Annotated in this window: 24 protein-coding genes and 2 tRNA genes; 4 read left to right on the top strand and 22 right to left on the bottom strand. The window is 70.5% G+C overall.

Going from position 1 to position 26,058, the window contains the following annotated elements; translation table 11 throughout:
• Positions 1-6: 6 nt before the first annotated feature.
• The 3 genes from ABT300_RS25215 to ABT300_RS25205 all read right to left on the bottom strand — a co-directional run bounded on the left by ABT300_RS25215 (position 7) and on the right by ABT300_RS25205 (position 2,112).
• Positions 7-79: transfer RNA gene (locus ABT300_RS25215), tRNA-Ala, on the bottom strand.
• Positions 80-211: 132 nt separating this feature from the next.
• The gene (locus tag ABT300_RS25210; RefSeq protein ID WP_003976229.1) at positions 212-445 is read right to left on the bottom strand and encodes a hypothetical protein; all 234 of its coding nucleotides are present in this window, start codon (positions 443-445) and stop codon (positions 212-214) included.
• Positions 446-690: 245 nt separating this feature from the next.
• Positions 691-2,112, bottom strand: coding sequence for an MFS transporter (locus tag ABT300_RS25205; RefSeq protein WP_351679756.1), 1,422 nt, complete (start codon positions 2,110-2,112; stop codon positions 691-693).
• 306 nt (positions 2,113-2,418) lie between these two features.
• On the opposite strand from ABT300_RS25205, the gene ABT300_RS25200 reads away from it, so the two are divergent.
• Positions 2,419-3,339 carry a helix-turn-helix transcriptional regulator gene (locus ABT300_RS25200; RefSeq protein ID WP_502977991.1) on the top strand — a complete coding sequence of 307 codons (921 nt, stop codon included), beginning with the start codon at positions 2,419-2,421 and terminating at the stop codon, positions 3,337-3,339.
• Between the two features lie 85 nt (positions 3,340-3,424).
• On the opposite strand, the gene ABT300_RS25195 is transcribed toward ABT300_RS25200, so the two are convergent.
• The 7 genes from ABT300_RS25195 to ABT300_RS25165 all read right to left on the bottom strand — a co-directional run bounded on the left by ABT300_RS25195 (position 3,425) and on the right by ABT300_RS25165 (position 7,931).
• Positions 3,425-3,497, bottom strand: a tRNA-Ala gene (locus ABT300_RS25195).
• Positions 3,498-3,613: 116 nt separating this feature from the next.
• Positions 3,614-4,285, bottom strand: coding sequence for a histidine phosphatase family protein (locus ABT300_RS25190; RefSeq protein WP_351679750.1), 672 nt, complete (start codon positions 4,283-4,285; stop codon positions 3,614-3,616).
• Complete coding sequence (gene rsfS, locus ABT300_RS25185) at positions 4,282-4,728, bottom strand: ribosome silencing factor (protein ID WP_351679747.1); 447 nt, start codon at positions 4,726-4,728, stop codon at positions 4,282-4,284. The genes ABT300_RS25190 and rsfS overlap by 4 nt, the downstream gene beginning before the upstream one ends.
• 165 nt (positions 4,729-4,893) lie before the next feature.
• A complete protein-coding gene (locus ABT300_RS25180) occupies positions 4,894-6,720 on the bottom strand; it encodes an LCP family protein (protein ID WP_351679744.1) in 1,827 nt (608 codons plus the stop codon).
• Between the two features lie 16 nt (positions 6,721-6,736).
• On the bottom strand, positions 6,737-7,363 hold the full coding sequence (gene nadD, locus ABT300_RS25175; protein ID WP_107443980.1) for a nicotinate-nucleotide adenylyltransferase: 627 nt from the start codon (positions 7,361-7,363) through the stop codon (positions 6,737-6,739).
• A 96-nt stretch (positions 7,364-7,459) separates the two neighbouring features.
• Entirely contained in the window at positions 7,460-7,624 is a 165-nt protein-coding gene (locus tag ABT300_RS25170; protein ID WP_319278769.1) for a hypothetical protein, read from the bottom strand.
• A 145-nt stretch (positions 7,625-7,769) separates the two neighbouring features.
• Positions 7,770-7,931 (bottom strand): hypothetical protein, encoded by a 162-nt coding sequence (locus ABT300_RS25165; RefSeq protein ID WP_351679740.1) that lies wholly within the window; start codon positions 7,929-7,931, stop codon positions 7,770-7,772.
• Between the two features lie 138 nt (positions 7,932-8,069).
• Here ABT300_RS25165 and ABT300_RS25160 point away from each other — a divergent pair, with 138 nt between their 5' ends.
• The gene (locus ABT300_RS25160; protein WP_351679737.1) at positions 8,070-9,236 is read left to right on the top strand and encodes a M48 family metallopeptidase; all 1,167 of its coding nucleotides are present in this window, start codon (positions 8,070-8,072) and stop codon (positions 9,234-9,236) included.
• Between the two features lie 81 nt (positions 9,237-9,317).
• On the opposite strand, the gene ABT300_RS25155 is transcribed toward ABT300_RS25160, so the two are convergent.
• From ABT300_RS25155 to proB, 5 genes are all read right to left on the bottom strand, one after another.
• Positions 9,318-10,388 (bottom strand): SCO2583 family membrane protein, encoded by a 1,071-nt coding sequence (locus ABT300_RS25155; RefSeq protein ID WP_351679734.1) that lies wholly within the window; start codon positions 10,386-10,388, stop codon positions 9,318-9,320.
• A 123-nt stretch (positions 10,389-10,511) separates the two neighbouring features.
• The gene (locus tag ABT300_RS25150) at positions 10,512-11,087 is read right to left on the bottom strand and encodes an SCO2584 family spore wall biosynthesis protein (RefSeq protein ID WP_351679731.1); all 576 of its coding nucleotides are present in this window, start codon (positions 11,085-11,087) and stop codon (positions 10,512-10,514) included.
• Positions 11,088-11,217: 130 nt separating this feature from the next.
• Positions 11,218-12,504, bottom strand: coding sequence for a glutamate-5-semialdehyde dehydrogenase (locus tag ABT300_RS25145; RefSeq protein ID WP_351679728.1), 1,287 nt, complete (start codon positions 12,502-12,504; stop codon positions 11,218-11,220).
• A 137-nt stretch (positions 12,505-12,641) separates the two neighbouring features.
• The gene (locus ABT300_RS25140) at positions 12,642-13,151 is read right to left on the bottom strand and encodes a DUF8830 family protein (RefSeq protein WP_351679725.1); all 510 of its coding nucleotides are present in this window, start codon (positions 13,149-13,151) and stop codon (positions 12,642-12,644) included.
• Positions 13,152-13,306: 155 nt separating this feature from the next.
• A complete protein-coding gene (proB, locus tag ABT300_RS25135; protein WP_319278819.1) occupies positions 13,307-14,413 on the bottom strand; it encodes a glutamate 5-kinase in 1,107 nt (368 codons plus the stop codon).
• Positions 14,414-14,659: 246 nt separating this feature from the next.
• On the opposite strand from proB, the gene ABT300_RS25130 reads away from it, so the two are divergent.
• Positions 14,660-16,060 (top strand): polysaccharide pyruvyl transferase family protein, encoded by a 1,401-nt coding sequence (locus ABT300_RS25130; RefSeq protein ID WP_351679722.1) that lies wholly within the window; start codon positions 14,660-14,662, stop codon positions 16,058-16,060.
• Positions 16,061-16,105: 45 nt separating this feature from the next.
• Here the strand turns inward: ABT300_RS25130 and ABT300_RS25125 are convergent, their stop codons facing one another.
• From ABT300_RS25125 to ABT300_RS25095, 7 genes are all read right to left on the bottom strand, one after another.
• Complete coding sequence (locus ABT300_RS25125) at positions 16,106-17,335, bottom strand: glycosyltransferase family 2 protein (RefSeq protein ID WP_351679719.1); 1,230 nt, start codon at positions 17,333-17,335, stop codon at positions 16,106-16,108.
• 212 nt (positions 17,336-17,547) lie between these two features.
• A complete protein-coding gene (locus tag ABT300_RS25120; RefSeq protein ID WP_351679716.1) occupies positions 17,548-19,635 on the bottom strand; it encodes a hypothetical protein in 2,088 nt (695 codons plus the stop codon).
• Positions 19,636-19,791: 156 nt separating this feature from the next.
• Positions 19,792-21,291 (bottom strand): D-ribitol-5-phosphate cytidylyltransferase, encoded by a 1,500-nt coding sequence (locus tag ABT300_RS25115; protein WP_351679713.1) that lies wholly within the window; start codon positions 21,289-21,291, stop codon positions 19,792-19,794.
• Positions 21,292-22,082: 791 nt separating this feature from the next.
• Positions 22,083-23,519 carry a GTPase ObgE gene (gene obgE, locus ABT300_RS25110; RefSeq protein WP_351679710.1) on the bottom strand — a complete coding sequence of 479 codons (1,437 nt, stop codon included), beginning with the start codon at positions 23,517-23,519 and terminating at the stop codon, positions 22,083-22,085.
• A 121-nt stretch (positions 23,520-23,640) separates the two neighbouring features.
• Positions 23,641-23,895 carry a 50S ribosomal protein L27 gene (gene rpmA, locus ABT300_RS25105; protein ID WP_003990207.1) on the bottom strand — a complete coding sequence of 85 codons (255 nt, stop codon included), beginning with the start codon at positions 23,893-23,895 and terminating at the stop codon, positions 23,641-23,643.
• Between the two features lie 14 nt (positions 23,896-23,909).
• Complete coding sequence (gene rplU, locus ABT300_RS25100) at positions 23,910-24,230, bottom strand: 50S ribosomal protein L21 (protein ID WP_007381993.1); 321 nt, start codon at positions 24,228-24,230, stop codon at positions 23,910-23,912.
• Between the two features lie 204 nt (positions 24,231-24,434).
• A complete protein-coding gene (locus ABT300_RS25095) occupies positions 24,435-25,046 on the bottom strand; it encodes a Uma2 family endonuclease (RefSeq protein ID WP_351679706.1) in 612 nt (203 codons plus the stop codon).
• Between the two features lie 302 nt (positions 25,047-25,348).
• On the opposite strand from ABT300_RS25095, the gene ABT300_RS25090 reads away from it, so the two are divergent.
• Positions 25,349-25,948, top strand: a complete 600-nt coding sequence (locus ABT300_RS25090; RefSeq protein WP_351679703.1) for an acyltransferase — start codon at positions 25,349-25,351, stop codon at positions 25,946-25,948.
• The last annotated feature ends 110 nt before the right edge of the window (positions 25,949-26,058 follow it).

Here is a 26,058-nt window from a genome sequence, read left to right as displayed (position 1 = left end):
CTGCTGTGGAGCTAAGGAGAATTGAACTCCTGACCTCCTGCATGCCATGCAGGCGCTCTACCAACTGAGCTATAGCCCCTCGTGGCCAAGCGGCAGAGCCGCGATCTTGACCGTGCCGCCCGGTTTCCCCGGCGGCGAGGCCAACTTTACCGGTCCGGCGGCGGACCACCAAATCCTTTCCGCCCCGTCCGATTTCGACCCCTATGCGATGTCACGCGGTGACGAACGAATAGAACCGCTTGAGCGTGCAGTGTTCCTCGAGGAGCCGGCCGTAGATCGGCTCGCCCTCCAGTTCGCGGTACGTCTCGATCGGGTCGCCCTTTATGATCAGCGCCCGCGCGCATTCCTCGCACCAGTACTGGTAGTCGGGGTTGACCGGCTCCATGTCACGGACGATCGGGGTGCCGCTGCCGCACCAGTCGCACTTCCGCCTGTGTGCACCCATCGATCAGCTCCAGCTGTGGCCGCAGGCCGTGCACACGTAGGAAACCCCTCCGTTGTCGCCGAGAACCTGAGCCACGTGGGCCGAACCGCAGGAGGGGCAACCGAGACGGGTGGCCTTGCCCCGTCCCACCGCTGTTCCGGAGAGACGACCGACCTCTCCGCGGATGCTCGCAGGCATCGCTACTCCCTCCCGTCGGGCCGCGCCCCCTCCGGTCGTTTGATTCTGCCACGGCCGGAGCAATACGGTCAGCGACGCCTCAGTACCAGTCCGGACACGGCACCCAGGGCAGCTGTCGTAGCGAGCGCGAACATGCATGTGAGAAGCGCTTCCGCCGAGGTATACGCCTCCGGGGCCCCAAGTGACTCAAGGCGGTTGAAGAACAGTGTCCCGAAGACGGCCACACCGATCAGCTGCCCGAGCTGGGTGACCGTGGCCAGCAGTCCGCCGGCGTCCGCCGCGTCCTCGGGCAGCACGGCGGCCAGCGCCCCCGTCAGCGCCGGGCTGAAGGCGAGCGCGAGCCCCGCGCCCACTCCGGCGTACGCCGCGTAGAGCCACGCGCCCCCGTCCGCACCGCCCCGGAAGACCAGCCCCACGGCGATCACGGACACCGCGAGCAGCGCGAACCCGGAGGGGATCAGGGCCCGTTGCCAGGAGACCGGCCACCTGCGCCACGTCATCCCGACGGCGCCGAAGACGACCGCGGTCGGCGCGAAGGTGAGACCGGCGCGCAACGCGCTGAAGCCCAGGCCGCCCTGGACGTGCAAGGTCAGCACGAACAGGAAGCCCCCGTTGACCGCCATGACGGCCGCCACCCGCAGGACGGCGAGCGCCATCCCTGGGTGACGCAGCACCCGGGGCGCGATCAGCGGGTCGCCGCCACGCCGGGCGAGCCGGGCCTCGGCCCCGCAGAACAGCGCGAACACGAGGGCTCCGGCGGCCAGCGACGACCAGGACCACAGGGGCCAGTCCTCCTCCTGCCCGAGCACGAGCGGGACCGTGACGAGCGACACGGCAGCGCCCAGAAGCACCAGCCCGGGCCAGTCCATCCTGCGCGCCCCATTGCGCGCCGCCGCTCCCACCGCTCGCTCCTCGTTCTCCCCCGCGTCCGCCGCCGAACGCCCCGGCAGTCCCACGCCCCGCGGCAGGACACGTCCGCCCACGACCAGCAGGACGAGACCCACTGGCACGTTCACGAGGAACACCGGCCGCCAGCCCGCGCCCAGCAGATCGGCGTCCACCAGCACACCGCCCGCCACCTGTCCGGCGGCCGCCCCGACCGCGAGGACCGCGGAGTAGACGCCGAGCGCCCTGACCCTCGCCTCCCCGCTGAACGTGCGCTGGATCAGGTTGAGCACCTGCGGGATCATCACCGCCGACCCCGCCCCCTGCACCAGCCGGAACACGATCAGCTCGGTGCTGCCCTGCGCCAGACCGCAGGCCAGCGAGGCGGCCGTGAAAAGGGCGAGCCCGGCCAGATGGACGCGGCCGGGTCCGAACCGGTCGCCGAGCCGCGCACCGGTGATCAGCAGCACGGAGTAGGTGATGGCGTACCCGGCGACGACCAGTTGGAGGTCGGCGCCGGAGGCGTCGAGGTCGGAACCGATGGTGGGGGCCGCGACGTTCACGATGAAGACGTCGAGCAGTGCCATGAACTGGGCTGCGAGCACCACCGCCAGCAGCCGCCGCGGCCGATTGTCAGTGGCGGGGTCTTTACTGGCAGCAGGACGTGAAGCAGGTGGGACAGCCGGGGGAACCGGGCTCGTCCGGGGTGTCGTCGTCATGCGGTCGAGCGTGACGAGGATCCGGTACGGGTGCCGAGAGCCCGCCGCTGCTGGTACTGACAGCACCTGGCAGGGGACGGCCGGGAGACCGACCATGGGGGTGAAATGGGGGGCGTGACGATGAGGACGCGGACAGACACACGGACGCGCGCACGGGCGGAACAGCGGACGGAGCCGGGAGCACGAACCGCGGTGCCCGGACCGGAGGCGGGAGCGCGCACGGCGCTGCGGCCGGGGGCGGAGCCGGGGCGCCCGAAGCCGGCGACGGCCGGGCGGCGCCGGCCCGAGCTGTCCGCCTTCCTGCGCAGCAGGCGCGCCCGGGTCACACCGGGCGACGTCGGGATGCCGCCCGGGCTGCGGCACCGTACCCCGGGGCTGCGGCGCGAGGAGGTGGCCCAGCTCTCGGGTGTGGGCGTCACCTGGTACACCTGGCTGGAGCAGGGGCGGCCGATCAACGCCTCCGCGCAGGTCCTCGACGCCGTCGCACGCACCCTGCGGCTCGATCCGCCGGAGCGGGAGCACCTCTACCACCTCGCGGAGGTGCCGTTCACGGCCGCTCCGGAAGCTCTGGTGCAGAGCGTGGGCCCCGAGATCCGGGGCATCATCGACGCGCTGGCGCCGCGGCCGGCCGTGGTCTACAACTCGCGCTACGACATCCTCGCCGCCAACCGCGTCTACCGCGACCTGTTCATCACCCCGGTCGAAGCCTGCGCACCGGGTCCGGACAACGCCTTGTGGCGGCTGTTCACGGTGCGGGAAGAGGACTGCCCGCTGATGTTCCGCGACAAGGAGCTGCCGCTGATGGTGGCGACCTTGCGGGCGGCCTACGGACTGCATGCCGGGGAGCCCGTCTGGGAGGACTTCATATGCGCGCTGTCCGAGGCCAGTGCGCTGTTCGCACGGTTGTGGGAGACCGGTGACGTGGCGGAGCCGGGCCGACGCGTGAAGGTCTTCCGGCATGCGGCCGTGGGCGAGCTGCGGATGACCTCCACCTCGCTGACGATCAACGGGATGCCGGAGTGCAGGATCGTCGTCTACACACCCGACGGCGAGGAGACGGAGCGGCGCGCGGCTCTGTTGCGGGGCGGGACGACAAAAAATCCCGCCCCCTGAAGGGGCGGGACTTTCTGAAGCGATATCGACCGGTCTCTTGCGATCTTTGACAACTCCAGAGAGTGTCGACCGACTGGCCAATCTGTGGAGCTAAGGAGAATTGAACTCCTGACCTCCTGCATGCCATGCAGGCGCTCTACCAACTGAGCTATAGCCCCTCGTGCCACGCGGTTTCACGTGGTGTTTCGCCCCGCTCAGCGGTGCGAACAAGAAGAACTCTAGCCTGCGACCTGCCGGAAAGTGAAATCCGAGGCTCGCCGGCCCGACCGGTCGGTCAGTCGTCGTCTCCGAGCACCGGCTCGGGCAGGGTGCCTGCGTTGTGCTCGAGCAGACGCCAGCCCCGAGCGCCCTCGCCGAGGACGGACCAGCAGCAGTTGGAGAGCCCGCCGAGGCTCTCCCAGCTGTGCGCCTCGAGACCGAGAAGACGGCCGATGGTGGTGCGGATGGTGCCGCCGTGGCTGACGACGACGAGCGTCCCGTCCTCGGGCAGCTTCTCGACGTGCCGCAGAACGACGGGGGCGGCGCGGTCGGCCACCTCGGTCTCCAGCTCGCCGCCGCCGCGTCGCACGGGCTCGCCGCGCTTCCAGGCGGCGTACTCCGCACCGTGGCGGGCGATGATCTCCTCGTGCGTGAGCCCCTGCCACGCGCCCGCGTACGTCTCGCGCAGGGACTCGTCGTGGGTGACCTCGAGACCGGTGAGCGCGGCGAGCTCGGCGGCCGTGGCGGCGGCCCGCGACAGGTCCGAGGCGACGATGGCGTCGGGCTTGAGGGAAGCGAGCAGCCGGGCGGCGCGACGGGCCTGAGCCGTGCCGGTCTCGGTCAGCTCGACGTCCGTCGTGCCCTGGAAGCGGCGCTCCACGTTCCAGGCGGTCTGGCCGTGCCGCCAGAGGATGACCCGACGGCCACGGCGTGACTGACGGGTCGTCGTCTGCTCAGGAGCCGTCACCGCGGCCCCTCGAATCCGGCGGTCTCGTCCTCCTCGGCCTGCAGTTCGGCGTGCTCCTGGGCCTTGCCGCGGGTCGCGAGGGCGTCGGCGGGCAGCCCCAGCTCGGGGCAGTCCTTCCACAGCCGCTCCAGGGCGTAGAAGACGCGCTCCTCGCTGTGCTGGACGTGGACGACGATGTCCACGTAGTCGAGCAGGATCCAGCGGGCGTCGCGGTCGCCCTCACGGCGCACCGGCTTGACGCCGAGCTCCTTCTGAAGGCGCTCCTCGATCTCGTCGACGATCGACTTGACCTGGCGGTCGTTGGGTGCGGAGGCCAGCAGGAAGGCGTCCGTGATCGACAGCACGTCGCTGACGTCATACGCGATGATGTCGTGCGCGAGCTTGTCGGCTGCCGCCTGGGCGGCGGTGTTGATGAGATCGATGGAGCGGTCGGTGGCGGTCACTACGTGGCTTTCCGTCGGCGGACACTTGTCCTCAAGGGTCTCACGGACCACGGACGGCACCCCACGGGATTACGGCGCCCTCCGTGAGGGGGATCACGCAGTGATGGGGGGATCACGCGCAGGGGGCCGTCTGGGCCGGGCCTCCCACGCGTCGTTCCCTTCGGGTCATCCGGTCGAGGAGCGTTTGTAGTCCTTGCCCAGGACGACCGCCACATCTGCGTTCCCGGAGACGGCCCCCTTCTTCACGGCGTCGGTTCCCAGCCCGAGCGTCTTGGCGACCTCGACGGCGTTCTCCTTGTTCGCGGCGTCCCCGTAGAGGACCTGGGAGGCGGCGTTCGTGCCGGACGGGGCGCCGCCCTCCACGAAGGTGAATCCGCCGTTGAGGAGGACCACGCGCGCGTCCTCGGTGTCGGCCTTCGTCCCGCTGGCGTTCTGGACGAAGACGCTGACCGCCGCGTCCTTGTCGGGGCTCTTGGCGGTTCCGCCGAGGACGTCCTTGACGACGCTCGCACTGGCCTGGGCGCTGAGCGTGCCGTCGGCCTGCACCGGCAGCAGGGCGGTCTTGTAGTCGCCGCCCTTGGCGAGATCGGCGAGCTTGGCCAGGAAGGCGCCGAGGTCCTTGTCGGTCAGGGACGGGTCGAGAATCTGCGCGAGGGTCTGCACGGTGACGGTGGCGCCCTGCGTGTCGGAGGACACCTTGCGCAGCACGCCCTGCATGACCTGGCCGAACCGCTCCAGCTGGGCGTTCTGGGCCTCGCCCTCGGCGCGGTGGGTGGCGTAGGCGACCGCCATCTTGCCGCTGAGCGTCTGGTTCTCGCCCTTGGCGACGAGGGGGGCCTCGCCCTTCTTGGCCTTCGGGCCGGGCACGGCCGCATCGGTGTCGACCTCGATGCCGCCGACCAGGTCGACGAGGTTCTGCAGGTATGGCGTGTCGAGGCGCCAGGTGCCCTGGATCTGGGTGCCGAGCACCGTGTCCAGCGCGCCGCGGGTCCCGTCGGAGCCGTCGTCGTCGACCGATTTGGCGAGGGTCGTCGTGGTGCCGTCGTCCTGGGTGAGGACGAGGGAGTTGGGCAACAGGACGGTGGTGCCCTGCTTGGTGGTGGTGTTGTCGACGAGCAGGGCCGTGGAGGTGCCGCCCCCGGCGGTGTCGTGCAGGTGGACCACGACCACGTCACGCTTCTGGGCGGCGGCCGGGGTCGTGGCGCCGGCGCCCGAGCCCGAGGACGACGACAGACCGGGCAGCTTCCCGGCGTACCAGAGGTAGCCCACCCCGCCGACCGCGACCAGCGCCAGGACCACGACGAGGGCGACGAGCCGGCTGCGGGCACGCCGCTTTGCCTCCTCGCGGCGCTCTGTGCGGTTCTCGGTGAAGTTCAGCCAGTCGATGACGTCCTCGGAGTCGCCGTCGGGCTCCTCCACGAACGCGAACTGCTCGGTGTGGTACTCCCGTTGCTCCTTCCCGGCGGCTTCGGCGGCGTCTTCGTCCCCTTGGACGTCCGTCGCCCCGGCGCTGATGCCGGCGTCGGCGCCTGCCCCGTGCCCCGGGTGCCCTTCCGCGCCGGCGCGCGGCCCGGCCGGCCCGGCCTGCTGCGGGATGTAGGCGGTCTGCTCGGCGGTCCGTGCCTGTTCGGCCCGGGGCTGCTGCCCCGCGACGGTCTGCCCGTAGGGGTCGTAGGGGGCCTGGGTCGCGGCGCCGTACGGGTCGTAGGCGGGGGCGGGTGCCTGCGTGCCGGTGTCGTACGGGTCGTAGGCGGGCGCCTGCTGACCGCCCGTGGCGTACGGGTCGTAGCCGTACCCCTGCTGCCCGTGGGCCTGGCCCTGGTTCTGGTCCTGGCCCGGCTGCCCCTGGTACTGCTGCTGCCCGTACGGATCGTAGGGCTGCTGGGGTGCCTGCCGGGGCGGGACCTGCCGGTAGACGGGCTGGCCGTATTCGTCGTAGCCGACCAGTTCGTACTGGTCGCCGCCGTACCCCGCGTCGTGTCGGTCGTTCACCGGTGCCCCTCTCGGCTCACTCGCCGCGGTACAGCTCGCGCTTGTCGATGTAGCGCACGACGCCGTCCGGCACCAGGTACCAGACGGGGTCTCCCTTGGCGACTCTCGCGCGGCAGTCGGTGGAGGAGATGGCGAGCGCGGGCACCTCGACGAGCGAGACGCCGCCTTCGGGCAGGCCGGGATCCATGAGGTTGTGCCCCGGCCGGGTGACGCCGATGAAATGCGCGAGGGAGAACAGCTCGGCGCTGTCCCGCCAGGTCAGGATCTGGCCCAGGGCGTCGGCGCCGGTGATGAAGAAGAGGTCGCTCTCGGGGTTGAGAGCCCGCAGGTCGCGCAGTGTGTCCACGGTGTAGGTGGGGCCGCCGCGGTCGATGTCGATGCGGCTGACGGAGAACTGCGGGTTCTCGGCGGTCGCGATGACCGTCATCAGGTAGCGGTCCTCCGCCGGGGAGACGCTGCGGTGGCTCTTCTGCCAGGGCTGGCCGGTCGGGACGAACACGACCTCGTCCAGGTGGAACTGCGCGGCGACCTCACTGGCCGCCACGAGGTGCCCATGGTGGATCGGGTCGAACGTTCCGCCCATGACGCCGAGGCGACGCCTGCCGGGGTTCGACGGGCCCGTGGCCATGTCCTGCTCTCCCATGCGTGCAGACCCTACCGGCCCGGTCGCGGGGCCCCGGCCGGCGAACGCCCGGAGCGCCCCGCTATGCCGGACTGGCCGTCGTCGAACACCGCGGGCTCAGCGGTCGCGGTTGAAACGGGTGGTGATCCACAGCAGGAGCATCAGGACGATGAAGGCGCCGCCACCCGTGACCAGCGGGTCGAGGCTCTGGTGGTTGCCGCCGTGCTCCTCGCCCTCGGCGGCGAGGGTGACCAACTGGGCAGCGGCGCTGTGAAGGCTCATCTTCGGCAGGACCTATCCGATGGAGGTCCCCCCGCTCGAGCGAGGTCGAGAGTGGGGGAAGGCGGGATAAAGACGTCGGCCCATCGTAGACGGGCGGCTCGGCGGCGATCACGCCGACTCCGCCATTGGGAACCTTCCCGTCGGCTCAGTCGTCTTTCCGCTTGTAGCCCCGCAACAGGAACCACGCGGTCAGCGCACAGCCCAGGATCATCACGATCAGTACGACGCGGAGCAGATTCCCCGGCCCCTGCTGCTGGGCGGCGCCGACGGCCTCGTAGGGCCAGGCGGCTGTGGGACGGTGCTCCATGGGGCGGGACTCCTTCGATGTAGTGCCCGTCCACGGTAACTCCGCCTGGGCCGGCGTCCGCTTCGGGGGCGCAAAGGACCGCACAAGGGTCCGCAAAGGGTCAGGTCAAGGGCCACACAGACGCACCTGGGGGAAGACATGTCCGACGACGGCCACCAGCACGACGGCGCCGGCCACGAGCACGTGCCGAGCAGGCAGCGCAGGCGCTTCCCGGGAATCTCCTCGCGTGCGTACGAGCACCCGGCCGACCGTTCCGCCCTGGTGGCGCTGCGCAAGCTGAGCGGTTTCGACACGGTGTTCAAGGCGCTCAGCGGGCTGCTGCCGGAGCGCAGCCTCAGGCTGCTGTTCCTGTCCGACTCCGTGCGGGTCTCCGACCAGCAGTTCGCACACCTCAACGACATGCTGCGGGACGCCTGTCACATCCTGGACCTGGACAAGGTCCCGCCGATGTACGTCAACCAGGACCCGCAGCCCAACGCCATGTGCATCGGTCTGGACGAGCCGATCATCGTGGTCACCACCGGCCTCGTCGAGCTGCTCGACGAGGAGGAGATGCGGGCGGTCGTCGGGCACGAGGTGGGCCACGCGCTGTCCGGGCACGCCGTGTACCGCACGATCCTGCTGTTCCTGACGAACCTCGCGGTCCGGGTCGCCTGGATCCCGCTGGGCAACCTCGCGATCATGGCGATCGTGACGGCGCTGCGCGAGTGGTTCCGCAAGTCGGAGCTGTCCGCCGACCGCGCGGGTCTCCTCGTCGGCCAGGACGTGAAGGCCTCGATGCGGGGCCTGATGAAGATCGCCGGCGGCAACCACCTGCACGAGATGAACGTGGACGCGTTCCTGGAGCAGGCCGAGGAGTACGAGGCCGGCGGAGACCTGCGCGACTCCGTGCTGAAGATCCTCAACGTGCTGCCCCGCACCCACCCCTTCACCACGGTCCGCGCGGCCGAGCTGAAGAAGTGGGCCCAGTCCCGCGACCACCAGCGGATCATGGACGGCCACTACCCGCGGCGCAGCGAGGACAAGGACACCTCGGTCACGGACTCCTTCCGGCAGTCCGCCGCCCACTACGCGACGAGCGTCAAGAGCTCCAAGGATCCGCTGATGAAGCTGGTCAGCGACATAGCGGGCGGTGCGGGCGGCCTGGGCGGGCGCGTCCGGCGCGGTTTCGACGGCTTCACGGGGCCGACCCCGCCGGGGGACCGGCCGCGCAACGGCTCGGACGGGGCCGACGGGGCAGAGGGAGAGAGCGGGGAGGGCGGGGCGCCGGGTCCGAAGGACACGCCTCCGCGCGGCGAGAAGTGACAGCGGGCGCGCTCGCCGAGCCGACGGCCTCGCCCTTGCGGGCGTCCGCGGCGGACCCGGCTTCACTCCCCCGCGCGGGCTTCACACCCGGGGCTGCGCGCTCGTCGCCAGGGCCCCGCACAGGGCCGTGACACCGCCGGTCGCGTACGGGTCCGTGCCGGCCGGGCCGCCCGTCTTCGCGGTCTGGCCGGCGAGCAGCGGCCTCAGGTGGTTCGTGGAGTCCTCGGCGCAGGAGAGCGGCCCGGCCTGGACGTAGGACACGATCAGCTGGAGCTGGTGGGTGCGCAGATCCTCGCGGTCGAAGCGGAACTGCAGCTCACGGCGGACGGTGAACAGGGAGGCCGGGGCGTCGGCGGCGGCGCCGGCGGGTCGCAGCGCGTACACGAGGGTGTGGTCCGCGGTGACCTCGAGGGTCGAGGAGTCGGTCTCGGCGGCCTGCAAGGTGCCCTGCACCCGGACCTTGCGGTCGGCCAGCTGGGCCAGGGCGGGGTCGAAGCGGACGAGCCAGCCGGTCGGCGCGTGCCGGCCGTCGGCGGCGGGGTGGCTGAAGCTCTCGTCGAACTGGTCGAGCTGGTCGGCGTCGATCAGCGACCGCACGGGCCGCACCTGCTGCCCGGTGAGCACCTCCGGGTAGAGGGAGGAGTGCACGATGTACTCCTTGGCCGTGGTCAGCGCGGCCACGACCTGGCTGTCGGAGAAGTGCGCGGTGCGCCGCGAGGCGGGCAGCGGGACCCCTTCGGCGCCGATGCGGAACTGCGCCGCGGGGCTGTGCGCGAACAGCGATTCGGGTTCGGCGGCACCGGGCACGGCGCCCTGGGGGGAGAGCGGGATGACGGTCATCCGCAGCGGTTCGGCGGTGCGGCGGGCCGCCTGGGTCTCATAGGGGGTGCGCAGGCCCATGTAGACGGCGGTGCCGAAAGCGACGGCGATCAGCACCACCAGGGCCAGCGCCTGCCGGGACAGGCCGCCTCGTCGTCGGGCGGGCCGGCGGCGGACGGCTGGCGCATGGTCGGCGAGGCGTTCGTGCGCGGAGTACTCCTGAAGGCGGGCAGCGCGGATGAACGATTCGTCGAACACGACGGATCGGTACTCGTCCTCACCTCCGGGAGTGCCCTCGGGTGTCCCCTCCGGTGGGTCTCCAGGGCCGGCCATACTTTCAGAGTAGGTCGCGCGGACCTCGGGTAAACGCCCCGCCGTACGACAAGTTCTGACAGGGGCTCACCGGTTTCGCGCTCACTCGCGCACGACTCGTACGACCTTGCGTCGCACAGACGTTCACGGAGTGCGCGGGACCGCCGAGACGGGTGGCCGGGACTGATCGGCGGATGTGGAGGGCGGCGGCACGCTCCCCTGTTCGAGTCCGGTCGTGGCGGGCGACGGCACCTGGTCGCGGCTGCCCGAGGAGGCGCCCCGGTAGACCGCGGCGAAGGCCAGCGCGACCATGCCGACGCCCATGACGAGGGCGAGCATCCAGGCCACGGGGCGATGCCAGCGGCTCTGTCTGCCGTACGGCCCGTGGGCGCCGTAGCCGCGCTCCCAGGCTTCGGCGAGGTCGGCGTCGTCCGGGTCGTCGAAGTCCGGATCATGGCCGAAATCGTCCGCGCCGTAGACGTCCTCGTAGCGGTCGCCTCTGGCGCGGGCTCTGCGGGCCTCGGCCTCCGAGGCCTCGGCTCTCGCCTCGGCGGCGGCAAGGAGGCGTTCGACGGCGGTCGGCTCGTGCACCACGGCCGCCTGTACGAAGGCCTCGTCGAAGACCACGGAGGCGAACTCTTCGTCCGACACTCCGCGGTCGTGGTCGTCGTCGGGCTCCCAGCCGTCAGGGAACGGCGTACCCCCCACGTCCTCCGGCACATGTCCAGAGTAGACCTGGGGGGTCAATTTGGGCAGACGGAACGGAAATTCGTGGGCCGGATGAGACGCCTCTCACGGCGTCCGCCGCGCGGTGGCGCACTCGGCCGTCCGGGCGTTTGCGGCGCCCGGGTCAGCGCCGTACGTGTCCGTCGCCCGTGACGATGTACTTCGTGCTGGTCAGCTCCGGCAGGCCCATGGGACCGCGGGCGTGCAGCTTCTGGGTGGAGATGCCGATCTCCGCGCCGAAGCCGAACTGGCCCCCGTCGGTGAAGCGGGTGGAGGCGTTGACGGCCACCGTGGTGGAGTCGACCAGCTGGGTGAAACGGCGGGCCGCCTGCTGCGACGTGGTGACGATGGCCTCGGTGTGACCGGAGGTCCACAGCCGGATGTGCTCGACGGCCCGGTCCAGCGAGTCGACCACGGCGGCGGCGATGTCGTAGGAGAGGTACTCGGTCTCCCAGTCCTCAGGGGTCGCCTCGACGACGGTCGCCTTGGAGTCCTCGGCGTACGCCAGCACGCGCTCGTCGGCGTGCACGGTCACCCCGGCCTCCGCGAGGGCGTCGAGGGCGCGGGGCAGGAACTCGGGGGCGATGTCCTGGTGGACGAGGAGGGTCTCGGCGGCGTTGCAGACGCTGACCCGGTGGGCCTTGGAGTTGATCAGGATGTCGATCGCCATGTCGAGGTCGGCGTGGGCGTCGACGTAGACATGGCAGTTGCCGGTGCCGGTCTCGATGACCGGGACGGTGGACTCCGTGACCACGGTCTGGATGAGCGAGGCGCCGCCGCGCGGGATGAGGACGTCGACCAGTCCGCGGGCGCGCATCAGCTCGCGGACGCTGTCGCGGCCCTCGCCCGGCACCAGCTGCACGGCGTCGGCCGGCAGCCCGGCCCCGCCCACCGCGTCGCGGATCACCCGGACGAGGGCGCTGTTCGACTCGAGGGCGGAGGACGAGCCGCGCAGCAGGACCGCGTTGCCCGACTTCAGGCAGAGCGCGGCGGCGTCGACGGTGACGTTCGGACGGGCCTCGTAGATGATGCCGACGACGCCGAGCGGGACCCGCACCTGGCGCAGGTCGATGCCGTTGGGCAGGGTCGAGCCGCGGACGACCTCGCCGACCGGGTCGGGCAGCGCGACGACGTCCCGCACGTCGGAAGCGATGGCGCGGACCCTCTCCGGGGTGAGGGTCAGCCGGTCGACGACGGATTCGCTGGTGCCGTTCTCGCGGGCCTTGGCGATGTCCTTGGCGTTGGCCTCGACGATCTCGCTGGTACGGACCTCCAGTGCGTCCGCGATGGCGAGCAGCGCGTCGTCCTTGGCGGCCCGGGGCAGCGGCGCGAGGTCGGCGGCGGCCCCCTTGGCACGGTAGGCGGCCCGGGTGACCGGGGACATGGAGTCGTACGGCGAGAGCGTGGTCATAGGGGAAGGGTAGTGCGCCGCACCGGCCCGCTCACCGCTCGTTCCACACCCCGAGACTCCCCGGGGATGCTTCCTCGGACGCGGCGGCGAGGGGCGTCCGGGCGAGGGGCGTCGGGCGATGGGTCGGGCGGGGGGCGTCAGTAGGGGTGGACCCCTACGGGCGTCGCCGGGGCCGGGCCGTAGCCCTCGGCGATGCGCTGGTGGTAGGTCTGGCGGTCGATGACCTCGAGGCCGACGATCTCCCAGGGCGGCAGGCCGGCCGTCTGGCGGTGCTCGCCCCACAGGCGCAGGGCGACGGCGGCCGCGTCATGCAGGTCGCGGGCCTCCTCCCAGTACCGGATCTCGGCGTGATCGCCCGCGTATCTGCTGGTCAGGAGGAACGGATGATCGTGGGCGAGCTGCTCCAGAGCCCGCCGGACCTCCTGCACCGGGGCCTCCTCGCCGGAGACGCTGAGCGTGACGTGCCACAGCCGGGCGATCTCCACGGGCTGCCCGCCCTTCGACTCGGCGCCCTCCTGCGCCCGGTAGCGCTCACCGGCGGCCACGCTGGTCAGGGCGCGCTCCTCGCCGGACGTGCGCGGCGCCGCCGAACCGGCCCCGCCGGTACTCCCACGAGCCGCTGCCACCCCAGGGCGCACTCGTCTCACGACGGCCTCCTTTACGCAGCGCTCGTGCGGATGTCCCGCGTTGTGGCCGCGACAGCCCGCGGCCCGTGTCCCTGAGACAAAGTTGAGCAGGCCGCACGACTTCGCGGGGCGGTTTCACGGAACGTCCCCCACCGGTACGGATCGTTCGAGCGTGTTTACGGGTGGAGGATCACCAGGTCGTCCCGGTGGACGACCTCACGCTCGTACTCCGCTCCCAGTTCGCGTGCCAGGTCCCGGGTGGACCGGCCGATCAGCTGGGGGATCTCCTTGGCGTCGAAGTTGACCAGACCGCGGGCCACCGCCCGCCCCCGGGCGTCCCGCAGCTCCACGGGGTCGCCCGCGCTGAACTCGCCCTCGACGGAGGCGATCCCGGCCGGCAGCAGCGACGTGCGCCGCTCGACGACCGCGCGCACCGCGCCGTCGTCCAGGGTCAGGGAACCCTGCGGGGTCGAGGCGTGCTGAAGCCACAGCAGCCGGTCTGCGGAGCGCTTCCCGGTCGGACGGAAGTAGGTGCCGGTGTCCCCGCCGGCCAGGGCGTCCGCCGCGTGGACGGCGCTGGTGAGCACCACGGGGATGCCGGCGGCGGCGGCGATCCGGGCGGCCTCGACCTTGGTGACCATGCCTCCGGTGCCGACGCCCGCCTTGCCGGCGCTGCCGATCTCGACGTGGGCGAGGTCGTCGGGCCCGCGCACCTCGGCGATCCGCGAGGTGCCCGGCGTGCTGGGGTCGCCGTCGTAGACGCCGTCGACGTCCGACAGCAGGACCAGCAGGTCGGCGTGGACGAGGTGGGCGACGAGGGCGGCGAGCCGGTCGTTGTCGCCGAAGCGGATCTCGTCGGTGGCGACGGTGTCGTTCTCGTTGACGATCGGGAAGGCGCCCATCGCGAGCAGCTTGTCGAGGGTGCGGGAGGCGTTGCGGTGGTGGGCGCGGCGGCTCATGTCGTCGCTGGTCAGCAGCACTTGTCCGACACGGACGCCGTAGCGGGCGAACGAGGCGGTGTAGCGGGCGACGAGGAGGCCCTGGCCGACGCTGGCGGCGGCCTGCTGCCGGGCGAGGTCCTTGGGACGGCGGCGCAGCCCCAGTGGGGCGAGCCCGGCGGCGATGGCGCCGGAGGAGACGAGGACCACTTCCCTCTCTCCTCCGCTGCGGCTCTTGGCGAGGACGTCGACGAGCGCGTCGACCCGGTCCGCGTCGAGACCGCCCGAGGCGGTGGTCAGCGACGAGGAGCCGACCTTGACGACGATCCTGCGGGCCTCGCCCACGGCCTGCCTTGCCCCTGCCACCTTGTTCTTCGCCCCTTGTGTAGGTCCACGGCTGCCCTGTCCGGCAATCTACGCGAACGGGGCCGGCGGCCGCTTGGGGGTTTCATTTCGCGGACAGCGCGACGAGCACGCACCGTCATTGTTTGCTCACCATTTGCATACGGCAAAAAGGTTGTGCCGGTTCCTCGTCGAATATGAAGAGAACACAAATTTATTTTCAAGTTTGGGTCACCTACAGTTCGCGGTGTGAAGCGCATACTCCTCAGGTCGGGGAAGAGCCCCTTCGACGTCGTCCCCGTCGAGGAAGCCCTCCACCGCGACGTCATGGCCACCAACTCCGGCAACCTGATCTTCAGTGACGCAGCGCACAAGATCCTCACGGCGCCGGACACCGAGGTCGTCTCGAACGGCATGCGGAGCGATGCGAACGCGGCGGCGCGGATCAACGAGGAGTACGACGCCTTCGTCGTCCCTCTGGCCAACGCGTTCCGGCCGACCTTCGAGCAGTCTCTGCAACGGCTGACCCGGCTCATCGGGAAGCTGAAGATCCCGGTCGTGGTGCTGGGCGTCGGCGCGCAGACCGGGGTGACCTACGAGGCGGCGCGGCTGAAGCCCATCGAGGCCTCGGTGCGCGCCTTCTGCGCGGCGGTGCTGGACCGCAGCGCCACGATCGGGGTGCGGGGCGAGTTCACCGAGCGGTACCTCAACGACATGGGCTTCCGCGACGTCGAGGTCATCGGCTGCCCCTCGATGTTCCTGCACGGCGACCGGCTGCCGGTGGAGAAGCGGACGGCGGCGCTCACCGCCGAGTCGCGGATCGCGGTCAACGGCTCGCACGCCGCGGTGCGCGGCGGCGGACTGCACCGGATCATCACCCGGACGAACGAGCGTTACCCCAACCTGCTCTACATAGGCCAGAACCTCACCGACGCCAGGCAGCTGTACTGGCGGGACACGGACTCCGTGGGCGGCCGGGTCACCGAGATGCCCACCCACCCGGACCACCCGATGTACCGGGAGGGCAAGGCGCGGGTCTACATCGACCCGGTCACCTGGCTGGACGACCTGCGCGAGTTCGACTACTCGTTCGGCTCACGCATCCACGGCAACATCGCGGCGCTGCTGGCCGGCACGCCCGCGACCGTGCTCGCCTTCGACTCGCGGACGCTGGAGCTGTGCCGTTACTTCGAGATACCGCACCGGCTGCTCAGCGAGGCGCCCGCGGACCTCGACCCGGCCGACCTTTACGAACAGGCGGACTTCGCCGGGCTCACCGGCAACCACAGGGCGCGGTTCGAGCGGTTCACCGCGTTCCTGGACGAGAACGGGCTGCGGAACACCTTCACCCACGGCGACGGCGGCCGGGCATTCGACCAGAAGCTGCGCTCCCTGTCCTTCCCGGCGGGCGTGCGTCCCTGGAACGACGCCGATCTCGCCTCGCTGACCAGCCGGTTCGGCTGGCTCCAGCAGCGGATCAGCGAACTGGACTCCACCAACGCCCAGTTGCGGCGAGACCTGGCCAAGAGCCGGTCCGGCGCGAGGGGCGCGGCCAGGGCCGCCGCGGTCATCCCGGCCCCCTCGATCTACCGCCGCGCGAGGCGCGTGGTGGGCGGTCCCCTGCGTCGTGCCCTGAAGCCGGGCAAGTAGCCCCGCCCCCGCGCGTCCTGCGGGCGAGGCCGCGGATCCGCCGGATCAGGCCGCCGCGGTGCCGCCCGGCTTCACCGGGGGACGGCGGAGCCGGCTGAGCCGTCTGCGGACCTTGCGGGCGAAGCCGCGCATGAACGTCTCCGTGGCGTCCTTGCGCCAGCCCGGGTACGCCGCGGCCTCGCGGGGCTCGGCGAGGTAGATCCGGTCGGGCAGACCGGCCTCGCGCGAGCCGTAGTGCGGATAGGCCAGGTAGAGCTGCGTGTTGCGCTTCCTCAGGACGGGCGTCGGCTCGCTCTTGGCCTTGATGAACTCGAGGACGTCCACCAGGAGGTCGGGGCGCTGCCGGGCCACCAGCTCCAGGCGCAGCCTCTCGTGGACCTTGAGCCGCTGGGCGACGCCCTCGTTCCAGTGGGCGTCCATCAGCGGTTTGGCCAGCTCCATCTTGGTGCGCCGGATCTCCTCGTCGTTCCTGAGGAAGACGGGCCCGAACTGCGGCAGCACGGTGACGAGGAACGGGCGGACCATGAGCACGTCCCGCTTGGGCCCCGGCGGGAGCAGCCGCTCCAGCAGGCCCATGAGGGCGCGTGCGGAGTCGAAGCGCAGGGTGTAACTCCCGCTCTTCGTCACGTGTTTGCCGTCGCTGCGGCCCACCAGGTAGTAGCAGGTGTAGTCGGCGACCACGGAGACGCCGTCGGCCCGCAGATAGGCCTCCATGGTGAACAGCGCGTCCTCGCCGGTCCACAGGGACTCGTCGAAGCGTATGTCGTGGCGCTGCAGGAACTCCCGGCGGAAGAGCTTCTGCGCGCTGAGGGTGAACTTGATGTTGGAGGAGAAGACGTCCGTACGCTCGAGCGTCTTGGCCCACATCGACTTCGGGGGGTTGCGGTTGATGCCCTCGACGCGCCCGAGGACCACGTCCGTGCCGTTGCGGTCGGCGATGGCGACCATGCGCTCCAGGGCCTCGGCGCCGAGTCGGTCGTCCGCGTCGAGGAAGAAGACGTAACGCCCGGTCGCCTTGGCGAGACCGACGTTGCGCGGGCCGCTGGGGCCGCCGGAGTTCTCCTGCCGGATCACGGTGACGGCCATGGGGGCGCGGGCGGCGAACTCCTCCAGGCACTCCCCCGTGCCGTCGCGGGAACCGTCGTCTATCGCAATGACCTCGACGCGGTCGGGCGCCATGGTCTGCGCCTCGACCGAGGCGAGGCACTCGACCAGGTACGGCATCGCCTCGTACGCCCCGATGACCACCGTGACGTCAGGCTGCGCAACGGTCACTTTTCCCTCTCACCACCACAACGTTCCGACAAGACGTTCCCACAGGAATGCTGTGGATATTCGATAGACGGCGAATGCACGGGGCAGGTTGCTCGGACTCCTGTACGTGTTCCACATCACAGGATGCGCGAAGAGCCGGAGCCCTGGAGATCACTCTCCAGGGCTCCGGCTCTTCCTGCATCGCGGGGGTTCCGCGCGGGGAGGCGGCGCGCTCAGGCGGTCGCGACTCCCTTGGGCAGCGCCGCTCCGTCGTCCGGCGCGGCGCCCACCGAGGCCTCCGCCGCCGCTGCCCCGAGGGCCCGCTGGCTGACGTCGCGCGCTTCGGCCTTCAGCGCCAGACGGGTGACGGCGGCGTCGAACCGCTGCAGCGACGTCGGCTCGTCCGGCCCCAGCAGGTACTCCTTCAGTTCCTTGCGGTCCTTGGTCAGCGGATCGGCGGCCGGGTCGCGCACCGCGTCGAGCAGCCGGTCCAGCTCGGCCGCGCCGTTGCTGAGGATGACGGCCGCGCGCACCGCGGTGTTCTGCCGCCGGAACTCCTCGACCCCCAGCTCCGCGGAGTCCGTGACCGCATACGGCTTGCCGCTCGCGATGAAGTCGGAGACCACGCTGGAGATGTCGGAGACCATCGCCGCACAGGCGTTGAAGCAGTCGAACAGCTGGGGCGCCGCGCCCGTGATCACCCGGTGCTCGAAGGACGGGAAGGAACGCCAGAAGGCGTCGTCCCAGTCGGCGCGCAGCCGCGCGGCCTCCTCGTGCTTACGGACGTCGACGATGCCGTCGCGGCTCGTCACGGCCTCGTCCGCGCGGGCGTCGAAGGCGAGCGCGAGACCGTCCAGCCGGGCCTTGAGGCGGGTGAGCTCGGCCCCCGCGCGGGCCTGTGCCGCCGGGTCCGCGGTGAAGCGGGGGTCGGCGGCGCGCTCGGCGGCGGCCTTCTTGATCAGTGCCGTGATCCTCCGGTGCGCGGCCGCCGCCTTGGCGCTGCGGGTGCCGGTGAAGGGGTGCGGCTTGTACAGGACGCGGACCGGGGGCTCGGCCGCGATGAGCTTCTTGACGATGTTCTCGCCGGCCAGCAGCAGCGACGTGTTGCCCGGGTTGTCGTCCCAGCCCTCCCAGGTGGGCGCGTACAGCACGGTGGGGACGTCGCCCTCGGGGGCGGTCGCCCGGATCGGGGCCAGCTGCGGGCGGCCGACCTCGACGATGTCCTCGTCGCGGATGCCGACGTCGGCGATGGCGTACCGGTCGCGGCCCGCACGGCCGGCGGTCCACACCTCGTCGTACACCTTGCTGAACGGGTTGACGCTGGCGGCCTTGTCACTGTCGCCGTGGCCGATGAAGACGTGCTTCATGGTCGGCACGCGCAGCAGGTGGATGTTCTTGCCGACGTTCGCGCAGTACAACGCGACCCGCACCATGGACAGGTCCATGTTCATCAGGTGCACCCCCCCGGGCACGCAGACGACAGGGACCGACGTGGGCGCCATCTTCTCCAGGATGACGCGCTCACGCAGGATGACCAGGGGCCGGGACTCCATCTGCTCCATGGTCTCCAGCCACATGTTCACCTGGTAGGCGGAGTCGTCGGAGCCGGAGAAGTACAGCACCGTCTCGGGCCGGTACTCGCGCAGCCAGGCGCTGAGCGTGCCCAGGACCTTGTCGGCCTTCGGCGGGAGCCGCCTCGCCCGCAGGTACGGGACGAGCACGAGGACGTACAGCGTGCCCAGGCTCAGGGTGACGCCGATGCCGGCGAAGCCCGCGCGCTGCGAGTCGGTGACCGTGCTGACGAGCAGGCCCACGACGGCGGCGAGGTCGAGGTGCAGCATCTTCAGCGTGGCGCCGCTCAGCAGGAGGCGCGGCGGGGCGTCCGGAATGCGCAGGCGGGAGGCCAGGTCGACGTTCCTGGTCGCGACCGGCATCTGGCGGCGCTTGCCGAGCAGGGTGATCAGCGCGCTGTGCGGAGCCTGGAGCCCGAAGAACACCGTGAAGCACGCGATCGCCGCGTAGAAGACCCGGTCCTCGGAGAGGCCGAGCCTCGCCAGGAGCAGGATCAGCAGCAGCTCGCGGACCAGGAAGCGGGTGGCCAGACCGGCCCGCACCTTGACGAGGAGCTCGACGAGGCGACTGCCCTTGCGGTGGAGGTAGAGGTCCGCCAGGTACGTCACGGCGGCCGCGGCGGCGAAGGCGGGGGCGCTCGGGACGAGTGCGGCCGCCATGAGGCCGGGGTAGCCCAGCATCATGAGGACCGCCGCGGCCAGCTCGGCCGCGCTGCCCACCCGGGCGACGCGAATAGCAGTGGATATCACGGAGAAACCTGCTCTGGGAGGGGGCCGGTCAGAGGTGCCAAAAGTCCGGAAAATCCTTTGTAAGATTTCGGGAGCCTTACGGATACAGGCCTCTGTGAATTCTCCGTAAACGGGGATCCACAGAGGCCTGAAAAATCAGTGACTAATTGTGCTCGATTATGCCACGCCGTTCTGCCGGTCGAGCACCTCGGCCAGCGCCTGCTCGAAGTCGGAAGCCTTGCCCGCAGCCGCCGTCGGGTCCTGCTGACGGACGTCGACAACATGCCCGGTGAGCTCGGAAAGCAGCACGTCGAGAGAGGTGCGGGCGACCGCTTCGGAGGAGAGCAGGGAGCCCGTCGGCTCCTGCCCGAAGGCCTTGGTGCGCATCGGCGTGGCGGTGCGCTCCGGGTTCACGCAGTTCACCCGAATGCCGTCACCGGCCCACTCGTCGGACAATGCCTGGGTGAGATTCACCATGGCGGCCTTGGTCGAGGAGTAGAGGCTGTACTCGGCCCGCCCGCGCGTGTAGCTGCTGGATGTGTAGAGCAGCAACTGCCCCTTTGTCTCGGCGAGGTACTTGTAAGCCGAACGGGCGATCTGCACGGGTGCCAGATAGTTGACCTTCAGCGCTTCCTCGATGGTCGCGTTGTCGGTCTCGGCGAGTTTCCCGATGCGCAGCACACCGGCCGTGTTGACGACGTAGTCGATGCGCCCGGTCTCGCTGTAGGCCTTGGACAGGGCGTCGTCGACCTCCTCCGGGTTCTCCACGTGGGTGCCGGTGGTGGAGCGGCCGAGGGCGTAGACCCGGGCGCCGTAGGACTCGGCCAGTTCGGCGATGTCCTTGCCGATGCCGTACGAGCCGCCGAAGACGACCAGGGTCCTGCCGCTGAGCAGCTCGCGGTAGACCTCCTCGCCGTTCTGCTCCGGGGTGGCCGAGGAGGCCAGCTGGAAGAGCTTGTCGGCGATGAACACGTCGACGGGCTGAGTCACCTTCATGTTGTACTCGTCGCCCGCGACGACGTGGATCGGCACGTCCGGCAGGTAGCGCAGTACGACGGTGCAGTCGTCCGTGGCCTGGAAGTTGGGGTCCCCCGCCGCCACTTCGTAGGCCCGGCGGATGGTGGACAGCTTGAACGCCTGCGGGGTCTGTCCGCGGCGCAGCCGGGAGCGGTCCGGGATCTCGGTGATGAACTCGCCGTCCTCGCCGTGCGTCCGCGTGACGATGATGGTGTCCGCGGACGGGATGGCGACGTCGACGGCCTGGTAGCGCTCCAGCGCGGTGACGCAGTCGTCGATGACGCGCTGCGAGAGCAGGGGGCGGACCGCGTCGTGGAAGAGGACGTTGACGTCCTCGCCGTCGGCCAGTCCCTCGCCCAGGGCGGCGATGGCGCGCTCCGTCGTCTCGTTGCGCGTGGAGCCGCCCTCGATGATCGCCCGGACCTTCTTGAACCCGGCCTTGGAGACGATCTTCTCGACGTCGGACACATAGCCCGGCGCCATCAGCACGATGATCTCGTCGATCGAGTCCGCCTTCTCGAAGGTGGCCAGCGTGTGCTCGATGACTGCCTTGCCGGCGATCTTCAGCAGCTGCTTGGGAATCGACAGACCCACGCGCTGGCCGGTGCCACCGGCCAGGATCACTGCGGTGGTACGGGGCTTGGCTATGTGCTGAGACACAGAGGACCTACCTTGGGGCGACAGGGACGGGAAAATGGTCCCACTTGCGGTTACCTCGATGCAAGGTGAGCGCCGTTCGCTGCAAATGTGCACGCAACCTGGCATTCACCTTCCGTCACTGACGATTGGTGATACGGCGACGCTCCTTCCCGGGATGCTCCCAGGAAATCCTGTGAGTAACTCCACAACGAGTGAGCATTGCCCTGAGTGACGAGAGCGGCGCTGACGGCAGTGTGACTCTAACGGTTCTCGGCGGGTGTCCGCGCCGCCGTGATCGCCGACTGCCGGCGCGCCCTCCCCGGGCGGGCGTCGGCCGACGGACTGCACGGCGGCCGGATCGCCGATCGTCCGCACACCCGTGCGCGCCATCCACCGACCGGGTCCGCGCCTCCCGCAGGGCGACTCCGCCGCCCTGCCCCAGGGGCGCCGCAATCTTCACGTTCCGTGAGACGGGACTGCACCGGTTCTCCATATGCCGACCGTGCCGTTGCGCAAACACCGGGAATGGAGATCTTCGGGAGAGCATTTCCCGGAATTCACCGGCGGGACCGCGCGGCATTTCGTCCGGCGAGAGCAGGAGCGCCGCCGGGGGTGTGAACGGGAGAACCATTCACCGCGCCCGGGAACAGTAAGAGAGTTTCCCCGGGAGGACGTGGGGAGCCCTGGCGCGGAGGGGGCAGGACCGGGCACCGGGGCGGTGACGGCGCACGAGGGCCCCGGAGGCGTCGTCCCGCCTCCGGGGCCCTCGTGGGTCACGCCGTCACGCCCTCAGGCCCTCAGGCCCTCAGGCCCTAGAACGGCTCGAAGCCCTCGAACTCCTGGGCCGCCTCGTCGCGTTCGGCCTGCTTGTCCCGGCGGCGCTGGGTCGCGGGACGCGGCTCCTCGAAGCGGTGGTCCTCACCCCGGCGGCCGAGCATCTCGGCGCCGGCCGTGACGGACGGCTCCCAGTCGAAGACGACCGCGTTGTCCTCGGGACCGATGGCGACGCCGTCGCCGCCGCGGGCGCCCGCCTTCATCAACGCGTCCTCCACACCGAGGCGGTTGAGCCGGTCGGCGAGGTAGCCGACGGCCTCGTCGTTGTTGAAGTCGGTCTGCCGCACCCAGCGTTCGGGCTTCTCGCCGCGGACGCGGAACAGGCCGTCCTCCTCCAGCGAGACGGTGAAGCCGGCGTCGTCCACGGCCTTGGGCCGGATGACGATGCGCGTGGCCTCCTCCTTGGGCTTGGCGGCGCGCGCCGCGCCCACCATCTCGGCCAGGGCGAACGACAGCTCCTTCAGGCCCATGTGGGCGACCGCGGACACCTCGAAGACGCGGTAGCCGCGCGCCTCGAGATCCGGGCGGACCATCTCGGCGAGGTCCTTGCCGTCCGGTACGTCGATCTTGTTCAGCACCACGAGGCGCGGCCGGTTGCCGAGCCCGCCGTACTGCTTGAGCTCCTCCTCGATGATGTCGAGGTCGGAGACCGGGTCGCGCTCGGACTCCAGGGTCGCCGTGTCCAGCACGTGCACGAGGACGCTGCAGCGCTCGACGTGGCGCAGGAACTCCAGGCCCAGCCCCTTGCCCTGGCTGGCGCCCGGGATGAGACCCGGCACGTCGGCGATGGTGTAGACGGTGGAGCCGGCGGTCACCACCCCGAGGTTCGGGACGAGCGTGGTGAACGGGTAGTCGGCGATCTTCGGCTTGGCCGCGGACAGCACGGAGATCAGCGACGACTTGCCGGCGCTCGGGTAGCCGACGAGGGCCACGTCCGCGACCGTCTTCAGCTCCAGCACGATGTCCTGGAGGTCGCCGGGCTCGCCGAGCAGCGCGAAGCCGGGGGCCTTGCGGCGGGCCGAGGCCAGCGCCGCGTTGCCGAGGCCGCCGCGGCCGCCCTGCGCGGCGACGTACGAGGTGCCGTGGCCGACCAGGTCCGCCAGCACGTTGCCGGCCTTGTCCTGGATCACCGTGCCGTCCGGGACCGGCAGGATCAGGTCCTGGCCGTCCTTGCCGGACCGGTTGCCGCCCTCGCCGGGCTTGCCGTTGGTGGCGCTGCGGTGCGGCTTGTGGTGGTAGTCGAGGAGCGTGGTGATCGACTGGTCGACGACCAGGGTCACATCGCCGCCGCGGCCGCCGTTGCCCCCGTCGGGGCCGCCGAGCGGCTTGAACTTCTCACGGTGGACGGAGGCACAGCCGTGGCCTCCGTTACCCGCGGCGACATGCAGTTCGACGCGGTCCACGAAGGTGGTCATGGTGGGTGCCTCCAGCACTGGCTACAAAACGAAACGTACGTATCTGTCTACTGCGTAACACGCGAAAGGCGGACCCGCCTTCCCGCACGGGAAGTGAGGTCCGCCTCGCGAAAGCTTCCGATCAGGCGACCGGAACGATGTTCACGACCTTGCGGCCACGGTGGGTGCCGAACTGCACCGAACCGGCCTCCAGGGCGAACAGCGTGTCGTCGCCGCCACGGCCGACGCCCGCGCCGGGGTGGAAGTGCGTGCCGCGCTGGCGGACCAGGATCTCACCCGCGTTGACGACCTGACCGCCGAAGCGCTTCACGCCGAGCCGCTGGGCATTGGAGTCGCGACCGTTCCGGGTGGACGATGCGCCCTTCTTGTGTGCCATGTCTCCTCAGTCCCTTACTTCGCAGCCGCGGGGATCTCAGTGACCTTGATCGCCGTGTACTGCTGGCGGTGGCCCTGACGACGGCGGTAGCCGGTCTTGTTCTTGTAGCGAAGGATGTCGATCTTCACACCCTTGTGGTGGTCCACGACCTCGGCCTGGACCTTGATGCCGGCCAGCACCCACGGGTCGCTGGTCACAGCGTCGCCGTCGACAACGAGCAGGGTCGAGAGCTCGACCGTGTCGCCAACCTTGGCAGTGGAAATCTTGTCAACCTCAACGATGTCGCCGACAGCAACCTTGTGCTGGCGACCACCGCTGCGCACGATGGCGTACACGCGGATCTCACTCTCTCGCTCTGGGACGGCATCCCCGCAGTCCAGCCGTCCGGGAACGAACACGGACGGCCTCTCCCGACCACCGAGGCAACCGGTACCCGGGAGGAAGAGGTTTACGGAGATGTGGCGCGTCAGTCGACACGCCGAGGGTCAAGGCTACGGGGCAGCCCTTCGGGGGTCAAACCGGACTGCCGCCCCGGAACGTCACCGCTGTTCGTCCTCTGCGTTCTGCTCCTCCGGGACGCCGAACCCGGACGTGTCGAGCTCGAAGTCGAACGGGGCGGGAATCCGCACGGGCCGCCCGAAGGGGACGTTGGTCCGGGACCGGTAGCCCTTGGGAGACGGGTCCCACATGACGTTGATCTCGCCGACCCGCATGTCGAGCAGCAGATACACGGGCACGATCTGCCCGTACGTCGCCATCTTGTCGAGCCAGTCGACGTCCTTGGTGGAATCCGAGGTCAGCTCGGCCGCGAGCGAGAGAGCGGCGCCGTCGGCGTGCCGACCTTCGGCCTCGAAGGCGGTCTCGTCGGCGACGTGCAGGTAAGGCCCGTATCCCCGCTCGGACCCGGCAAAGGTGAAAAGGAAGGGGGCGACATCCACGTCGTGGCCCTCCGGAGCATGCGGCTCCAACTGAAGACGGAGCGCCTTCATGACCCTCTTGTAACGCAGCTTCGACCACGGTGACACGACGATCTTCCCCCGGATGAGCTCGGCCTTGTAGCCGGCAGGTGTGTCCAGCCCCTCGACGATCCCGAGCATGTCCTCGAAGGAGCCACTCGGAGAGGTCTCCATGGCGCGGGGCCGCTCGCTCATGACGGTCACCACGATCCTGACGACCATCGAGACGGCCAACGGCGACAAACCGCCGCCCTGCGCTGCCCACGTCCGCTGACGTTGCCGTCAACTACTGCCGTCACCCATCGCAAGAGCGCCGTCGGACAGACTTCCGACGGGGGCTCAAATTTGCACATGCCCGGCATGAGGGCGCGTGTACGTGACGCATGCCTCATCAGAAGCGCCCACGGACCCCCTGCCCCGCTCCAACCCCGCCCCGTCGCCCCGCCGTGGGCCCCGTATGCTCGCCGGACCAAGCCGCACACCGGAAGGCAGCAGAAGTGAACTACAGGGTCCAGCCGAGCGCGCAGGTCGACGAGGGCGCCGAGATCGGCGCCGGCAGCAGTGTCTGGGACCTCGCGCAGATCCGCGAGGGCGCGCGCCTCGGTGAGGGCTGCGTCGTCGGCCGCGGCGCGTACGTCGGCTCGGGTGTGCGGATGGGCGACAACTGCAAGCTGCAGAACTACGCGCTCGTCTACGAGCCCGCGGAGCTCGGCGACGGCGTCTTCATCGGCCCGGCCGTGGTCCTGACCAACGACCACAACCCCCGTTCCGTGGACTCCGACGGCAAGCAGAAGCGCGGCGGCGACTGGGAGGCCGTCGGCGTGAAGATCGCCGACGGCGCGTCGATCGGGGCCCGTGCCGTGTGCGTCGCGCCGATCGACATCGGCCGCTGGGCCATGATCGCCGCCGGCGCGGTCGTCACCAAGGACGTCCCGGACTTCGGCCTGGTCGTCGGCGTCCCCGCCCGGCAGGTCGGCTGGGTCGGACGGGCCGGCGTCAAGCTGGTCGAGCACGCGGGCGAGGCGGACGTCTGGGAGTGCCCGAAGACCGGCGAGCTGTACGACGAGAAGGACGGCGTGCTCACCGAGCGCGTCTGAGGCTCCACGCCTCCACAGCCGAGGGCGGGCGGGGGGGGGGCCCGCCGCCCCCCCGGGCGAGCATCGTGCCACACGTCACAGGGCGGGGGAACGGCGGGGTGCGGGATTTC

It is taken from the genome of Streptomyces sp. NPDC001027, from assembly GCF_040299045.1.
Taxonomy (GTDB): domain Bacteria; phylum Actinomycetota; class Actinomycetes; order Streptomycetales; family Streptomycetaceae; genus Streptomyces.
Note: the sequence above shows the minus strand (reverse complement) of the source record. Positions and strands in the feature narration are given on the sequence as shown.

Coding starts and splice junctions, on each gene's coding strand:
- ABT300_RS25210 (WP_003976229.1), bottom strand. CDS start 445: ATGGGTGCACACAGGCGGAAGTGCGACTGGTGCGGCAGCGGCACCCCG.
- nadD (WP_107443980.1), bottom strand. CDS start 7,363: ATGGGAGAGCAGGACATGGCCACGGGCCCGTCGAACCCCGGCAGGCGT.
- ABT300_RS25170 (WP_319278769.1), bottom strand. CDS start 7,624: ATGAGCCTTCACAGCGCCGCTGCCCAGTTGGTCACCCTCGCCGCCGAG.
- ABT300_RS25165 (WP_351679740.1), bottom strand. CDS start 7,931: ATGGAGCACCGTCCCACAGCCGCCTGGCCCTACGAGGCCGTCGGCGCC.
- ABT300_RS25160 (WP_351679737.1), top strand. CDS start 8,070: ATGTCCGACGACGGCCACCAGCACGACGGCGCCGGCCACGAGCACGTG.
- ABT300_RS25155 (WP_351679734.1), bottom strand. CDS start 10,388: ATGGCCGGCCCTGGAGACCCACCGGAGGGGACACCCGAGGGCACTCCC.
- ABT300_RS25145 (WP_351679728.1), bottom strand. CDS start 12,504: ATGACCACGCTCTCGCCGTACGACTCCATGTCCCCGGTCACCCGGGCC.
- obgE (WP_351679710.1), bottom strand. CDS start 23,519: ATGACCACCTTCGTGGACCGCGTCGAACTGCATGTCGCCGCGGGTAAC.
- rpmA (WP_003990207.1), bottom strand. CDS start 23,895: ATGGCACACAAGAAGGGCGCATCGTCCACCCGGAACGGTCGCGACTCC.
- ABT300_RS25095 (WP_351679706.1), bottom strand. CDS start 25,046: ATGAGCGAGCGGCCCCGCGCCATGGAGACCTCTCCGAGTGGCTCCTTC.